Annotated in this window: 12 protein-coding genes and 1 pseudogene; 2 read left to right on the top strand and 11 right to left on the bottom strand. The window is 65.2% G+C overall.

Annotation, left to right across the window (positions count from 1 at the left end):
• Positions 1-97 precede the first annotated feature (97 nt).
• Positions 98-1,447 carry a DUF2252 domain-containing protein gene (locus KIH77_RS03270; protein ID WP_236024455.1) on the top strand — a complete coding sequence of 450 codons (1,350 nt, stop codon included), beginning with the start codon at positions 98-100 and terminating at the stop codon, positions 1,445-1,447.
• A gap of 267 nt (positions 1,448-1,714) precedes the next feature.
• Here the strand turns inward: KIH77_RS03270 and priA are convergent, their stop codons facing one another.
• From priA to dnaE, 11 genes and pseudogenes are all read right to left on the bottom strand, one after another.
• On the bottom strand, positions 1,715-2,443 hold the full coding sequence (gene priA, locus KIH77_RS03265) for a bifunctional 1-(5-phosphoribosyl)-5-((5-phosphoribosylamino)methylideneamino)imidazole-4-carboxamide isomerase/phosphoribosylanthranilate isomerase PriA (protein WP_219099839.1): 729 nt from the start codon (positions 2,441-2,443) through the stop codon (positions 1,715-1,717).
• 118 nt (positions 2,444-2,561) lie between these two features.
• Positions 2,562-3,203 carry an imidazole glycerol phosphate synthase subunit HisH gene (hisH, locus tag KIH77_RS03260; RefSeq protein ID WP_219099668.1) on the bottom strand — a complete coding sequence of 214 codons (642 nt, stop codon included), beginning with the start codon at positions 3,201-3,203 and terminating at the stop codon, positions 2,562-2,564.
• A gap of 60 nt (positions 3,204-3,263) precedes the next feature.
• Positions 3,264-3,884 (bottom strand): hypothetical protein, encoded by a 621-nt coding sequence (locus KIH77_RS03255; RefSeq protein ID WP_219099666.1) that lies wholly within the window; start codon positions 3,882-3,884, stop codon positions 3,264-3,266.
• Positions 3,881-4,483, bottom strand: a complete 603-nt coding sequence (hisB, locus tag KIH77_RS03250; protein WP_219099664.1) for an imidazoleglycerol-phosphate dehydratase HisB — start codon at positions 4,481-4,483, stop codon at positions 3,881-3,883. Before hisB ends, KIH77_RS03255 begins: the two co-directional genes overlap by 4 nt.
• 11 nt (positions 4,484-4,494) lie before the next feature.
• A complete protein-coding gene (locus KIH77_RS03245; RefSeq protein WP_219099662.1) occupies positions 4,495-5,667 on the bottom strand; it encodes a histidinol-phosphate transaminase in 1,173 nt (390 codons plus the stop codon).
• Positions 5,664-7,061 carry a histidinol dehydrogenase gene (gene hisD, locus KIH77_RS03240; RefSeq protein ID WP_219099661.1) on the bottom strand — a complete coding sequence of 466 codons (1,398 nt, stop codon included), beginning with the start codon at positions 7,059-7,061 and terminating at the stop codon, positions 5,664-5,666. The genes KIH77_RS03245 and hisD overlap by 4 nt, the downstream gene beginning before the upstream one ends.
• A gap of 123 nt (positions 7,062-7,184) precedes the next feature.
• Positions 7,185-8,489 carry a class I SAM-dependent methyltransferase gene (locus KIH77_RS03235; RefSeq protein ID WP_219099660.1) on the bottom strand — a complete coding sequence of 435 codons (1,305 nt, stop codon included), beginning with the start codon at positions 8,487-8,489 and terminating at the stop codon, positions 7,185-7,187.
• A 170-nt stretch (positions 8,490-8,659) separates the two neighbouring features.
• Positions 8,660-8,995: a branched-chain amino acid transporter permease gene (locus KIH77_RS03230; protein WP_219099659.1), complete on the bottom strand. Its 336-nt coding sequence runs from the start codon at positions 8,993-8,995 to the stop codon at positions 8,660-8,662.
• Positions 8,992-9,816, bottom strand: coding sequence for an AzlC family ABC transporter permease (locus tag KIH77_RS03225; RefSeq protein ID WP_219099658.1), 825 nt, complete (start codon positions 9,814-9,816; stop codon positions 8,992-8,994). The genes KIH77_RS03230 and KIH77_RS03225 overlap by 4 nt, the downstream gene beginning before the upstream one ends.
• Before the next feature lie 75 nt (positions 9,817-9,891).
• Positions 9,892-10,740 (bottom strand): annotated as a pseudogene (locus tag KIH77_RS03220) (thiamine pyrophosphate-dependent enzyme); the annotation flags it as partial.
• A gap of 10 nt (positions 10,741-10,750) precedes the next feature.
• A complete protein-coding gene (gene dnaE / locus KIH77_RS03215; protein ID WP_219099657.1) occupies positions 10,751-14,326 on the bottom strand; it encodes a DNA polymerase III subunit alpha in 3,576 nt (1,191 codons plus the stop codon).
• A 250-nt stretch (positions 14,327-14,576) separates the two neighbouring features.
• Here dnaE and KIH77_RS03210 point away from each other — a divergent pair, with 250 nt between their 5' ends.
• Positions 14,577-14,939, top strand: coding sequence for a hypothetical protein (locus tag KIH77_RS03210; protein WP_219099655.1), 363 nt, complete (start codon positions 14,577-14,579; stop codon positions 14,937-14,939).
• Positions 14,940-14,943: the final 4 nt, after the last annotated feature.

Below are 14,943 nucleotides of genomic sequence, written 5' to 3'. Positions count from 1 at the left end.
GTTTTCCGCCCCGTTCGGCGGCGCCTCGGATGGCGTGGAGGAGCCTCCGGTGACGTTGGATTGGGTGGAGGCCTCGAATCCCAAGGACCGTGCGTTGATGGGCACGATCGCGAGGCGTCGGGCGCCGTTGGGCAGTCATGCGATGTGGCATCCGTTGCCGAACCGTGTGGAGAAGATCGCCTTGCTGGAGGAGCAGTCGGCGATTCGCGTGCAGGAGCTGATTCCGCTGCGGTATGCGAGGATGAGTGTTTCGCCGTTCACGTTCTACCGGGGCACGGCGCTGATCATGGCGTCGGATCTGGCGCAGACGCCGGTCAGCGGGATTCCGGTGCAGTGCGTGGGCGATGCGCATATCGCGAATTTCGGTATTTTCATGTCGCCGACGCAGCATCTGGTGTTCGATGTGAATGATTTCGATGAGACGCTGCCTGGTCCGTGGGAGTGGGATGTGAAGCGTCTGGTGACGAGCGTGGAGATCTGCGCGCGTGACCGCGGCTTCGACGGGGAGACGAGCCGGCGTGCGGTGCAGGCGTGCATCCGTTCGTATCATGAGTCGATGGACGAGTTCGCGAAGATGGACAATCTCGACGTCTGGTATGCGAATCTCGATGTGGAGAAGACGCTGCAGGAGTATTCACGCAACGGCATGCCGAGCAAGACGCTGCGCAAGGCGGTGAACAAGGCGTTGTCGAAGGATTCGAACCATGCGGCGCGCAAGTTCGGCGAGCTGGTGGATGGCGAGCCGCGCTTCCGTTCCGATCCGCCTGAACTGGTGCCGATCGGCGAGCTGAAGGGCTATGACCATGAGGGTCCGTTGGATGTGACGATCGAGACGCTGTTCAGCCGGTACAAGGACAATCTGTATGCGGACCGCCGTCAGGTGCTGGATTCGTACCACCGCTATCATGATGCGGCGCGCAAGGTCGTGGGCGTGGGCAGTGTGGGCACGCGCGTGTGGGTGATGCTGCTGTCGGGCCGTGATGTGAACGACGCGCTGGTGCTGCAGATCAAGGAGGCCGAGGAGTCGGTGCTGGAGCGGTTCGTGGGCCGCAGCCGGTTCCGCACGCATGGCGAGCGTGTGGTGCAGGGGCAGAAGGTCATCCAGACGACGTCGGATGTGTTGCTGGGCTGGACGAGCATGACGACGCCGGAGGGCCTGCGCAAGGATTATTACGTGCGTCAGCTGTGGAACGGCAAGGGGTCGATCGATCTGGACCATGCCGGCAAGGAGGGCATCATCAATACGGCCCGTATGAGCGCGTGGGCGTTGGCGCACGCGCATGCGCGCACGGGCGATGCGATCGCGATCAGCGCGTATATGGGCGACGACGACACGTTCGATAATGCGATCATGGCGTTCGCGAAGCAGTATGCGGACCAGAACGAGTTGGACTACGCCGTGTTCATGGACGCCATCAGGTCCGGCCGCCTCCCCTGCGCGAAGTGACATAGGGTGTCTCCCCTATGTCATCCTGAGCGAAGGCCGTAGGCCGGAGTCGAAGGATCTTCTCCGAGCTAGGTGACTCCTTCGACTCGCTCCGCTCGCTCAGGATGCATATGGGGAATGATTGCTCAGGATGACGGAAAAGGAACGCTTGCCCAAAACGGCAACACCTCCCTCTGACGAGGGAGGTGGCACGCCGTAAGGCGTGACGGAGGGAGAGACCGCGGCGAAGCCGCTATGGACACCGCATCGCCGAAGGCGATTCCCTCCTTAGGCGTTGGCGACTTCGAGGGCCTCCTGGAGGGTGAAGGCGCGGGCGTAGAGGGACTTGCCGAGGATGGCGGAGTCGACGCCGAGACCGTCGAGCGTCTTGATGGCGCGCAGGTCGTCGAGGCTGGAGATGCCGCCGGATGCGGTGACCTTGGCGTCGGTGCGTTCGGCGACCTCGCGCAGCAGTTCGATGTTCGGACCGCTCATCATGCCGTCGCGGGCCACGTCGGTGACGACGTAGCGGGAGCAGCCGGCGTCGTTGAGGAACTTCATGGTCTCGAACAGGTCGCCGCCCTCCTTGACCCAGCCACGGGCGGCAAGGGTGTGGCCGCGCACGTCGAGGCCGACGGCCACGCGGTCGCCGTACTTCTTGATGACTGCGGCGGTCCATTCGGGGTTTTCGAGTGCGGCGGTGCCGATGTTGACGCGGGCGGCGCCGGCGTCGAGCGCGGCGTCGAGGCTGGCGTCGTCGCGTACGCCGCCGCTCATCTCGATGTTGACCTTGTCGCCGAGTTCGCCGACGATGGCCTTGAGCTGGGCGCGGTTGTCGCCGGTGCCGAAGGCGGCGTCGAGGTCGACGAGATGAATCCACTGGGCGCCGGATTCGACCCAGGTGCGGGCGGCCTCGAGTGGGCTGCCGTAGTCGGTCTCGGAGCCGGATTCGCCCTGACGCAGGCGTACGGCCTTGCCGTCGCGCACGTCGACGGCGGGAAGAAGGGTGAGCATGATGTGGTCCTTTCGGAAAAGTTGTGGAATCGGCCTGCGGCCGATGTGATGGTATGGCTGCGCCGCGGTCTCTCCCCCGGTCAGCTTCGCTGACAGTCCCCTCGTCGGAGGGCCGGAGAGGCTAGAAGGTGGCGATCCAGTTGCGCAGGAGCTGGGCGCCGGCCTCGGCGGACTTTTCGGGATGGAACTGGGTGGCGCTGAGCGGCCCCTGCTCCACCGCCGCGACGAAGCGGCTGCGGCCGTACTCGCACCAGGTGATGCGCTCGTCGTCGCCGGCGAGCACGCCGCCGTTCGCGCCGTCATCGGTCGGATGGCTTACGGCGTAGGAATGGACGAAGTAGAAGCGCTCGTTCCCAAGGCCCTTGAGCAGACGGGATCCTTCGGCAGCCTCGATGGTGTTCCAACCCATGTGGGGCACCACGTCGGCGTCGAGCGGTTCGACCACTCCCCCGAAGTATCCGAGGCCGTCGGCAGGCGTGCCGCCTTCGACGCCCTGCGAGAACATCACCTGGAGGCCGACGCATACGCCGAGCACGGGTTTGCCGGCCTGGAGGCGTTCGGCGATCACACGGTCGCCGCCCACGGTCCTCAGTCCCTTCACGCAGGCGGCGAACGCACCGACGCCGGGGACGACGAGTCCGTCCGCGTCCATGGACTGGCGGTAGTCGCTGGTCAGGGTCACATCGACGTCGAGGTTCGCCAACGCACGCACCATGGAGCGCACATTGCCGAAGCCATAGTCGAATACCACTACGGATGTCATGTCATGCCTTTCTGTTCGGGCCGTCTGCCCGCCGGCCATCGGGATGTCTCGGTCGGAATCTCAGTCGACGCTGGAACCTTTGGTGGAGCCACCGCGGCCGAATTTCGTATGCTGGGCTATCACGTTCAGCGCCTCGGCACGTTCCATCGCGCCGGAGTCCACGATGGTGAGGTCCTGTTTCTGGAGGCTGTCGATGTCGGTGGTGCCGATGAGCAGGTCCTCCACGAATTCGGGCGTGGACATGAACAGCACGGGCGGCGCGAACTGTGTACCGGGCTTGCCGTTGACCCACAGGGTGGCTTCGAGCTTGTCCGCACGGTTCACGGCCAGCACGACCGAAAGCCCCGAGATCACGGTGGTGAGGTCGCGTGCCGCGGCCTCGGGCCCGTCGCCGTCCACGTTGCGCAGCACGGCGACCGCCCCGGTCTTGGCGGCCACGCACTGGGCGGAGATGTCGGCGAGCTGGCAGAACGCGGCGAGCAGGTCGGCGGCGCTCAGCTGGGTGATGAGCACTGCGGCCTTGGCCTTGTTGCCGAGCAGCCCCTGGAGCTCCGCGTCGAACGAGTCCATGCCGTTGAGCTCGTCCTCGAATCCGGCGAGTGCGGCGTTGATCTCCTCCTCGCTGAGTGAGTCGGGGTCGCGGTCGGCGTCGTTCGGGGTGTTGGGTGTCTGGTCGCTCATAGCGATCCCTTCGTGCTGGGGATGAGGCCCTGGATGCGCGGGTCGGGTTCGACGGCGAAGCGCAGTGCGCGGGCGACGGCCTTGAACTCGGCTTCGGCGATGTGGTGGGGGTCGCGTCCGGCGAGCAGCTGCAGGTGCAGGCACAGGCCGGCGTGCAGTGCGATGGATTCCATGACGTGACGCACCATGGAGCCGGTGAAGTGGCCGCCGATCATGGCGTACTGGAATCCTTCCGGCTCGCCGGTGCATACGGCGTAGGGGCGGCCGGAGATGTCGACGACGGCCTTGGCGAGGGCTTCGTCGAGGGGCACGGTGGCGTCGGCGAAGCGGCGGATGCCGCGCTTGTCGCCGAGGGCCTGCTTCAACGCCTCGCCGAAGACGATGGCGGTGTCCTCGACGGTGTGGTGCACGTCGATGTCGGTGTCGCCATGGGCCTTGATGTCGAGGTCGATGAGCGAATGCTTGCCGAGTGCGGTCATCATGTGGTTGTAGAAGGGCACGGAGGTGTCGATGTTCGTCTTTCCGGTGCCGTCGAGGTTGAGCGTCAGCTCGATGCAGGACTCGCTGGTCTCGCGTGTGATGGTGGCTGTTCTTGCCATCCCGACTCCTTTCAGGCCTTCTGGGCCAGTTCGAGCACTTCCACGAACGCCTTGCGGAACGTGGCCATCTCCTCGTCGGTGCCCATGCATACGCGCAGCCAGCCGTCGGGGCCGACGTCGCGGATGAGCACGCCGCGCTTGAGCAGTTCGTCGAAGATGAGGTCGCGGTCGTCGAAGACGCCGAAGTACACGAAGTTCGATTCCGAGTGTGCCACCGTGAGGTTACGGCCCTTGTAGGTGAGCGTTTCGAGCCATGCGGCGGTCTGCTCGCGGGTCTCGCGCAGGTGGGCGACGGTGCTGAGCTGTTCGTCGGTGTGCTCGAGGGCGGCGAGGGCCGCGGCCTGGGTGACGGCACTCAGATGGTAGGGCATGCGCACGATGCGCATGGAATCGATGATGCCCTTGCTTGCGGCGATGTAGCCGACACGGGCGCCGGCGTAGGCGAATGCCTTGCTCATCGTGCGGCTGACGGCGAGGTTCGGATGCTCGTCCACGAGGCTCACGGCGGAGGGCACGCCGGGCGTACGGAACTCCACATAGGCCTCGTCCACCACGAGGATCGGGTGCACGCCGTCGGGCGCGCCGTCGACGGACGCCTGCTCGCATGCGGCGAGGAGGGCGCGGGTCTGGTCCATGGGCAGCGGGGTGCCGGTGGGGTTGTTGGGGCTGGTGACGAGCACCATGGCGGGCCGGATGGTCTTGATGGCTTCGACGGCCACGTCGGTGTCGATGGTGAAGTCGTCGTTGCGGGGCACCGTGACCCATTCGGTGAACGTGTCGCGCGCGTACTCCGGGTACATGGAGTATGTGGGCGTGAAGCTCAGGGCCTTGCGTCCCGGGCCGCCGAACGCCTGGAAGAGCTGGAGCATGATCTCGTTGGAGCCGTTGGCGGCCCACAGCTGGTCGACGGCGAGGCGGGTGCCGGACTCCTTGGCGAGGTAGTCGCTGAAGGCCTTGCGCAGGGCGATGTGCTCGCGGTCCGGGTAGCGGTTAAGCGTCGGGGCGATCTCGCGCACGCGCTCGGCGATGGTGTCGACCACGTCGGGGGCGGGCGGGTACGGGTTCTCGTTGACGTTGAGGCAGACGGGGACGTCGAGCTGGGGTGCGCCGTACGGTTCCTCACCTCGCAGGTCGTTGCGCAGCGGCAGGCTTGCGGGGATGGCGTTGCTGGTCGTCTCGCTCATCGCAGGCCGGCTTCCTTCTCCTGCTCGCGCAGGGTGGCCTTGTCGTAGGGGTCCTTGACGAAGCGTGAGAGCACGCATTCGCCGTGGGCGGGCAGGTCCTCGGAGACGGCGAACGCGTTGATGCGCGCGGCCAGGGCCTTCAGGCCCTCCTCGTCGTATTCGATGACCTCGACGGGCTTCATGAACGTGTGCACGCCGAGTCCGGCGGCGAAGCGTGCGGTGCCGCCGGTGGGCAGCACGTGGTTGGAGCCGGACATGTAGTCGCCGAGCGGCACCGGCGAATAGGGGCCGCGGAAGATGGCGCCGGCGTTCCTGATGCGCTTGACGACGGCGTCCGCGTCGGCGGTCTGGATCTCGAGGTGTTCGGCGGCGTAGGCGTTGGCGGCGTCGATGGACTGGTCGAGGCCGTCGGTGAGGACGATGGCGGACTGGGTGCCGGAGAGAGACGTGTGCACGCGTTCGGCGTGCTCGGTGCGCGGCACGCGGTAGTTCAGGTTCTCCTGCACCTTGTCGGCGAGTTCCGGCGAATCGGTGAACAGCACGGAGCCGGCGAGCTCGTCGTGCTCGGCCTGGCCGATGAGGTCGGCGGCCACGAGGCTCGGGTTGGCGTCCTTGTCGGCGATGATGCCGATCTCGGTGGGGCCGGCGACGGCGTCGATGCCCACGAACGCGGAGACGAGCGACTTGGCGGTGGCCACGAAGATGTTGCCAGGACCGGTGATCTTGTCGACCGGATCGCACAGCACGTCGCCGTCCTGCGGCTCGGAGCCCTTGGCGCCATAAGCGAACATGGCGATGGCCTGGGCGCCGCCGACGGCGTACACCTCGTCGACACCGAGGATGGCGCAGGTGGCGAGGATGGTCTTGTTCGGCAGGCCCTCGGCGTCGTCACGGGCCGGCGGGGTGGCGATGGCGAGCGATTCGACGCCGGCGGCCTGGGCCGGCACCGCGTTCATGATCACCGAGCTCGGGTAGACGGCCTTGCCGCCGGGCACGTACAGGCCCACGCGCTGGATGGGAATCCAGCGTTCGGCCACGCGGGCGCCTTCGGCCAGGTCGGTGTGGAAGTCCTTCGGCACCTGGTTGGCGGCCACGGCGCGGGCGCGGCGCACGGACTCCTCGATGGCGGCGCGTACCTCGGGGTCGAGGGTGTCGAGCGCCGCGGCGATGGCCTCCTTGGGCACGCGCAGGTTCGCGGGACGCACGTGGTCGAACTTCTCCTCGAAGTCGCGCAGGGCGGCGGCGCCGCGCTCCTTCACGTCGTCGAGGATGGGTCGCACGAGGTCGGTGGCCTCGGAGGTTCCCATCGCGGCGCGCGGCATCGCGGCCAGCAGTTCGGCTCGGCTGAGGCTCTTGCCTCGAAGGTCAATGATTCGCATAATGTTCTCTGCCATGTTCACGATGGTAGAAACCGCCACTGACGAAAACCGGCGAATCAGACGCATCGTCTCATACTTCGGAGACGGAAACGCCGTCCGGCCCATCGGGGCGCGGACGGCGTGGGATTGCGGGAACGGTCAGGCCTTCCACCACGGGCGCAGCGGATACCAGTCGCCCATCGGATGGCCCTCACGGTCGGGCTTGACGGCGAGGAACTGGTGCACCTGGATGCCGTCGAGCTCGAAGTTCAGCGCGCAGGCGGCGAGGTACAGGCCGTACACCTTGGCGCGTTCGAAGCCCACCTCGGCCACCTCGGCGTCCCAGTTGGCCTTGAGGTTGCGGTTCCAGTTGTGCAGGGTGAGCGCGTAGTGCTGGCGAAGGTTCTCCTGATGCACCACGTTGAATCCGGCGTCGTGGATGCGCGACTCGATGAAGCCGGGCGAGGCGAGGTCGCCGTCGGGGAAGATGTACCGGTCGAGGAACTCGTCGGTGCCGGGACGGCCGTTGGGCTTGTTGTGGCTGATGGTGATCTGGTGGTTGAGCAGCTTGCCCATGGGCTTGACGAGCTTGTACATCTCGTTGAAGTAGTGCTGGTAGTTCTTGGCGCCCACGTGTTCCATCATGCCGATGGAGCATACGCCGTCGAAGTCGCGTTCGGGCACTTCGCGGTAGTCCATCACGCGCAGTTCGGCGAGGTCCTCGAGGCCTTCGCGGCGGATCCACTCCTGGCCGTACTCGATCTGCTCGCGGGAGAGCGAGACGCCCAATGCCTTGATGCCGCGCTTCGCGGCGGCGATGACCATGGAACCCCAGCCGCAGCCGATGTCGAGCAGGCGCTGGCCCGGCTTGAGGTCGAGCTTGTCAAGCACAAGGTCGAGCTTGCGCTGCTGGGCCACATCGAGACTGGTCTCCGGGGTGTCGAACACGGCGCACGTGTACGTCATCGACGGGCCGAGGAACCGCGAATAGAACTCGTTCGACAGGTCGTAGTGGAAGCTGACGGTCTCGGAGTCGGCCTTCTCGGTGTGCGGGATCAGGCCGTGGCGGATGCGGTCGAACTTCGACGGACCCTCGGATTCGGGCACCTCCACCTTGTGGATGCCGTGGCTGAGCACGGCGGCGGCGAGCCGGGCCAGCTCGGCCGGCGAGGGCTTGCGCACGTACGGCGAGAGCGCCACGAGCTGCCGCAGCTGCGGATACGGGTCCGCGTAGTCGATGCCCTTGATGTCGAAGTAGCCGAGGATGTACGAGCGGGCCACGCCGATCTCGTTGGGGTTGTGCACCAGCTGGTACATCATCTTCGGACTGGTGATGGCGATCTGCAGGTCGGCGTCGGACGGGCCGAACGACGACCCGTCGAACGCGTCGACCCTCACCGGTGCGTCCGGTTCGAGGAACGTGCCGATCATCTCGCTGACTTTCATGGATTTTCCGTTGCCCATACATCGCCCCTTTTCACGAATGACTCACGGAATCATCTGCGCTGGTATTCAGTCAACTAGCAGTGTAGTCCGTTCACATCACCGTCGCGAACGGGAAAACCCACATGTCGGAACATCGTGGCGCGAGTTCATCGTCAGGCGAACACCAAACGACACATCGCCACGAGATGTCAGACGAACACCATCTGGACGAGCACCATGTACAGGACGGTCCCCCCGGCGATCGACAGCAGCATGTTGCGTTTCCACGCGTGCAATGCGACGATGGCCGCCATGGCGATGAGCTCGGGGACGCCGTGGTCCCCGGTCATGGGCGAGACGTCCTTGAGGGAGTAGACGACCAGCAGGCCGGTCATCGCATACGGCAGCACCTTGCCGAGGTATTCGATGAAGCGCGGAGGCTCCTTCGACTCGGGGAACAGCAGGAACGGCAGGAAGCGGGTGAGCATGGTCCCCAACGCGACCACCGCTATCGTCAGTACGCTCTGCAGCACGGTCATCGTCATGCGTTCGCCTCCGTGTCCTCTACGTTCTTCACGACGTCGTCGGCATCATCGACGTCGTTCTTTTCTCCCCTGGCACCGCCATCATCGGCCACCGGCCGCGGATCGTCGAGATACGGACGCAGAATGACGAACAACACGAGCATGAGCACCATCGACGGAATCATGAACCGGTCGGGACCGAGCACGACGAGGCATCCCAGCGAGGCGAGCACGCCCACCATGGCGGGAAGATGCCGCTTCTCCCCCATCCACTGGTCGAGGAAGATGACGAGGAACAATGCGGTCAGTACGAATTCGATGCCCTTGGTGCTCACCGGCAGCAGGCCGCCGACCAGCCATCCGAGCGCGGTGCCGGCTATCCAATACCAACGGTTGAGCAGGTTCACGAACAGCATGAACCATCCGTGGTCCACGCCGTCGGGGATGCGGGCCGACGAGTTGATGGCGAAGCTTTCGTCGCACATCGCGAAGATCAGATACGGCTTCTTCCATCCCATGTTCTTGTACTTGCCGAGCATCGACAGTCCGTAGAACAGATGCCTCGCGTTGACCATCAACGACAACATGAACGCGGCGACGGGGTTGAACGCGCTGAGCAGCAGATTCACCGTGACGAACTCCATCGAACCGGCGAAGATGAAATACGCCATGCACACCGGGTAGAGGAACGCGAAGCCCTTGGCGTGCATGAGCAGGCCGTATGAGCAACCGAGGAACAGGAAGCCGGCGGCGATGGGCAGGGTCAGCGGGAACGCCGCCCTGAACGCCCTGCCGACGGTTCCGCCCGTCCCCGTTTTCGTTTCGGTGCCATCCGCGCCCATACGCCGCCGCTCCTTCCCTCGTCCGATTGACCGGACCATACTAATCCCGGGGACGGAGAAACGGCGCAACGACGCTCAGCCGGAGAAGTCGATATCACCCAGCTTCTCGATGAGCCGCATGTTCTCGCGGTAGTCCACCGGGCAGGCGATGATGTCGACGCCGCTGCCGGAACGCAGCGCATGATGCAGCACCGGGTAGAGCTCGTCGGCACTTTCGATCTCGTGTCCCTTGGCGCCGAAACTCGCGCCGAGCGCCACCACGTCGGGGTTGTTGAAGTCCACGTACTCATGGGTGCCGTCGTGGATGTCCATCTTCCATTTGATCAGGCCATACGCCTCGTCCACCCACACCAGGATCACCATGCGGCAGCCGCATCGGACGGCCGTCTCGATCTCCTGCACGTTCATCATGAAGCTGCCGTCGCCCATCACCGCGAGCACGGGCCTGCCGGGATCGGCCATCGATGCGGCCACGGCGCCGGGCAGCGTCCATGCCATCGTGGAGAGCGAGTTGTCGATCACGCAGGTGTTGGACCGGTATGTGGGGTAGAGACGCGCCATCCACATCTTGAGCGCGCCCGTGTCGACGAGCACCACGCCGTCGTCCTCCACGGCGCGGCGCGTGTCATATACGATGCGCTGCGGCTTCATCGGGAACGAATCGTCGTCCGCGCAGGACTCGTACTCGCGATGGAGCAGTTCGCGAATCGCCGGATGCGAATCGTCGAACGCGACCCCTTCACGGCGTAGACGGACGATGAGCGCGGCGAGCGTCTGGTCGATGTCGGCCATGATGTTGAGCGTCGTGGAGTAGTGCGCGTCCGTGTCCTCCACGAACGTGTTGATGTGGATGATGGCCTTGTCGTCGTTCGGATTGATCTTCTTCGGATCGAACTGCTGGATCGAGAAGCCCACGGCGATAAGGCCCGGTGCGTCAGGCCGCGGCGAGGCAGGCGGGTCCGAAGATGGTCTTGATCTCGCCGAACAGCGACGTGTCGCGTTTGATGCGGAAGTTGTCGCCGAAGGTGAGCAGGGTGACGTCGCCCTTGTCGTGCGTCACCGCCAACCTGACCTCGCTGTAGCCGGGATGCTGCCGCAGTATGGCGGCGAGCCGTTCCATATGCGGCCGGTCGATGGCCGCCTCGGGCAGCATGATGACGAGCGCGCGCTCGTCCTCGGCCTCCAGCACCGCCTCCTCCATGTCGGAGGCGCGGAACGACACGGTCTCGTCGCGCACGTCGGCCACGCCGCGGATGCGCACGATCTTGTCTAGGGCCAGGTTCGGCGCGGCGGACTCGTACGCCTTGCCGAAGAACATGCATTGGATGGAGCTCTCCAGATCCTCGATGGTCACGATCGCCCACGGGTTGCCCTTCTTGGAGACGCGCCGGTCCACGTTGGTGATGAGGCCGGCTATCGCCACCTGCTCGCGGTCGGGCATGGTGGGCGCCCGGTTGATGAGCTGGGCGATGGACATGTCGCGCAGGCCGGCGAGCACGGAGCTCATGCCGGAGAGCGGATGGTCGGAGACGTACAGGCCGAGCATCTCGCGTTCGAAGTTGAGCTTCTCCTTCTTGGGCCACTCCTCGATGTCGGGCACCTGCACGTCGGCGTCGCCGAGCGGGTCGCCGGCGGCGTCCCCGTCGTCGTCGCCGAGGCCGGCGAACAGGTCGAACTGGCCTTCGGCCTCCTTGCGCTTCAGCGGCACGATCTGGTCGATGGCGTCCTCGTGGATCTCGTAGAGGGCGCGGCGGTTCGGATCGATGGAGTCGAAGGCGCCGGCCTTGATGAGCGATTCGACCAGGCGGCGGTTGAGCGCGGTCAGCGGCACGCGCTTGATGTAGTCCATGAAGTTCACGTACTTGCCGTGGGGGCCGTTGCGTTCGGCGATGATGTCGGCCACGGCCTTCTCGCCCACGTTGCGGATGGCGCCGAGGCCGAAGCGCACGACGTCGCCGACGGCGGAGTACTCGTACACGGATTCGTTGACGTCCGGGGAGAGCACCTGGATGCCCATGCGCCTGGCCTCGCCGAGGTAGAGCGCGGTCTTGTCCTTGTTGGTGGCGGCGCCCTGCAGCAGCGCGGCCATGAACTCGGTGGGGTAATGGGTCTTGAGGTAGGCGGTCCAGTACGAGATGAGCCCGTAGGCGGCGGAGTGGGCCTTGTTGAACGCGTAGCCGGAGAACGGCACGAGGATCTCCCACACGGCCTCGGCGGACTCCTCGGAGTAGCCGTGCTCCTTCATGCCGGCGAAGAACGGGATCTTCTCCTTGGCCAGCACCTCGGGTTTCTTCTTGCCCATGGCGCGCCTGAGCACATCGGCCTTGCCGAGGGAGTAGCCGGCGAGAATTCGGGCGGCGGACTGCACCTGCTCCTGGTAGATGATGAGGCCGTAGGTCTCGTCGAGCACCTGCTTGAGCGGCTTCTCCAGCTCGGGGTGGATGGGCACGATCTTCTGCAGGCCGTTCTTGCGCTTGGCGTAGTTGGTATGCGAGTCCATGCTCATGGGGCCCGGTCGGTACAGGGCGATGAGGGCGGAGATGTCGTTGAAGTTGTCGGGCTTGAGGGTCTTGAGCAGGGAGCGCATGCCGTCGGAATCGAGCTGGAAGACGCCGAGCGTGTCGCCGCGCGAGAGCAGGTCGTACGTGGGCTTGTCGTCCAGGGGAATCTTCGTGTAGTCGATGGTTCCCTTGCCGTTGTGTTCGATGTTCTTGAGCGTGTCGCGGATGACCGTGAGGTTGGAAAGCCCGAGGAAGTCCATCTTCACAAGGCCGAGCGTCTCGCACGTATGGTATTCGAACGTGGTGGTCACGGTGCCGTCGGTGCGTTCCAGCAACGGCGACGTGTCGGTGATGGGCTCCGACCCCATGATGGTGGCGCAGGCGTGCACACCGGTCTGACGGATCAGGCCCTCGATGCCCATCGCCTCCTCGGTGATGCGTTTGACGTCGGGGTCGGTGTCGTACAGTTCGCGGTATTCGCGCGCCTCGGCGTAGCGCTTGGCCTTCGGGTCGAAGATGTCGTGCAGCTTGATGTCCTTGCCACCGGTTTCGGCGGGTGGCAATGCCTTGGTGACGCGCTCGCCCATGGAGAACTCGTAGCCCATGATGCGGGCGGAGTCCTTGAGCGCCTGCTTGGTCTTGATGGTGCCGTAGATCACGCACTGGGCGACCTTGTCGTGGCCGTATTTGTCGGCCACGTATTCGAGCACCTTCATACGGCCCTCGGGGTCGAAGTCGACGTCGATATCGGGCAGGGACACGCGTTCGGGGTTGAGGAACCTCTCGAAGATCAGACCGTGCTCGAGCGGGTCGAGCTCGGTGATGCCCATGGCGTAGGCGACCATGGCGCCTGCGGCGGAGCCTCGGCCGGGGCCGACCATGACGCCGTGCTCCTTGGCCCAGTTGATGTAGTCGGCGACGACGAGGAAGTAGCCGGGGAACTGCATCTGGCAGATGACGCCGCATTCGTAGTCGGCCTGTTTGGAGACGTGTTCGGGAACGTTGCCGTCATAGCGTTTCTCGAGGCCCTCCTCCACCTTCTTGAGGAACAGGGAGGTCTCGTCCCAGCCTTCGGGGCAGTCGAACCGGGGCATGAACGCGCCGTCCTCGTGGTCGTCGAACATGACGTTGCACCGTTCGGCGATCTCCAGCGTGTTGTCGCACGCCTCGGGGAACTCCTTGAACAGGTCGCGCATCTCCTCGGCGGATTTGATGTAGTATCCGGTGCCGTCGAACTTGAAGCGGTCGGGGTCGTCGAGCCTCGATCCGGAGTTGATGCACAGCATGGCGTCCTGTGCGCCTGCGTCCTCGGCCTTGACGTAGTGGGAGTCGTTGGTGGCGAGCAGCGGGGCGTTGAGCTTCTTCGCGATGGTCAGCAGGCCTTCGGTGACCTGGCGTTCGATTCTCAGACCATGGTCCATGAGTTCGATGTAGAAGCTGTCCTTGCCGAAGATGTCCTGCATCTCCCCCGCCACACGCAGCGCGTCGTCGAACTGGCCGAGGCGCAGGCGCGTCTGGATGATGCCCGAGGGGCATCCGGAGGAGGCGATGACGCCCTTGGAGTACGTGGAGAGCACCTCCTTGTCCATACGCGGGTAGCGCATCACGCGGCCTTCGAGGTTGGCGACGGAACTGGCCTTCGTCAGGTTGACGAGTCCCTCGTCGTTTTCCGCCCACATGGTCAGGTGGGTGATGAGGCCGCCGCCGGAGACGTCGTCGCCTGCCTTGCGCTGCTCCTCGGTGCCCCAATGCACGCGGGACTTGTCCTGCCGGGCGGTCTCCGGCGTCACATAGGCCTCGATGCCGATGATGGGCTTGACTCCGGCGTTGACCGCGGTGCTCCACATCTCGTAGGCGCCGTGCATGTTGCCGTGGTCGGTGATGGCGACGGCCGGCATGCCGAGCTCCTTGACGCGATTCACCAGATTCGGGATCTTCGATGCGCCGTCGAGCAGGGAGTAATGCGTGTGGTTATGCAGATGCACGAAGTTCTTTGCCGGTTCAGCCATAGGCTCCACCATACCGCACGCGCGCAACCCGCTTTCCCGCCGATGGATGACGGTGCGGGGGAATCGGCGGGATTCCGGGCGTGTTCCACATCCGTCAACATTTCGCCCATGGCTTGCGCAGGCCATCCACGGCCGGAATGATGGATGTATGAGAACACAGCCCACCGAACCCATGCGCCCCGCGAGGCCGCAGGCCCCTGCCACCGCTCCCCCGCCGCCCATCGCCGGAGTCGATGCGCGCGCCACCAGCTTGGAAGAAACGGCCTGTCCGGCGAAGCCCCGTTTCTCCGGGACCGCGGTCGCCGCCCTGATATTCGCCGTGCTGTGCCTGCTGATGCTGGCGTCGGCCGCGGCCGGCTTCCTGTATCTGGGGAGGGGCGACTACCGGGCCGAGGATGCAGTGGTGCTGCTGGCCGTCATTGCTCTGGGTCTGCTCACCCTGATGTGCGCCGCCGCGGCGATGCTTGCCGGAATCGTCGCAACGGTGCAATGCCTGCGCGTCGACACCCGTACCGGACGGCGAAGACGGGGACTGTGGATGGCGGTCACGGCCATACTGGTGTCGTTGGCGCCGCTCGGCTACGCGGCGTGGGCGCAACTGAACGCGTTGTAGCGCA

The sequence above is a fragment of the Bifidobacterium pluvialisilvae genome (genome assembly GCF_019331695.1).
Classification (GTDB): domain Bacteria; phylum Actinomycetota; class Actinomycetes; order Actinomycetales; family Bifidobacteriaceae; genus Galliscardovia; species Galliscardovia pluvialisilvae.
The sequence above is the reverse complement of the archived record's forward strand: the minus strand, read 5'-3'. Positions and strand labels throughout refer to the sequence as shown.

Coding starts and splice junctions, on each gene's coding strand:
- hisH (WP_219099668.1), bottom strand. CDS start 3,203: ATGACATCCGTAGTGGTATTCGACTATGGCTTCGGCAATGTGCGCTCC.
- KIH77_RS03235 (WP_219099660.1), bottom strand. CDS start 8,489: ATGGGCAACGGAAAATCCATGAAAGTCAGCGAGATGATCGGCACGTTC.
- KIH77_RS03270 (WP_236024455.1), top strand. CDS start 98: ATGGGCACGATCGCGAGGCGTCGGGCGCCGTTGGGCAGTCATGCGATG.
- hisD (WP_219099661.1), bottom strand. CDS start 7,061: ATGGCAGAGAACATTATGCGAATCATTGACCTTCGAGGCAAGAGCCTC.
- KIH77_RS03255 (WP_219099666.1), bottom strand. CDS start 3,884: ATGAGCGACCAGACACCCAACACCCCGAACGACGCCGACCGCGACCCC.
- KIH77_RS03230 (WP_219099659.1), bottom strand. CDS start 8,995: ATGACGATGACCGTGCTGCAGAGCGTACTGACGATAGCGGTGGTCGCG.
- hisB (WP_219099664.1), bottom strand. CDS start 4,483: ATGGCAAGAACAGCCACCATCACACGCGAGACCAGCGAGTCCTGCATC.
- KIH77_RS03225 (WP_219099658.1), bottom strand. CDS start 9,816: ATGGGCGCGGATGGCACCGAAACGAAAACGGGGACGGGCGGAACCGTC.
- dnaE (WP_219099657.1), bottom strand. CDS start 14,326: ATGGCTGAACCGGCAAAGAACTTCGTGCATCTGCATAACCACACGCAT.
- KIH77_RS03245 (WP_219099662.1), bottom strand. CDS start 5,667: ATGAGCGAGACGACCAGCAACGCCATCCCCGCAAGCCTGCCGCTGCGC.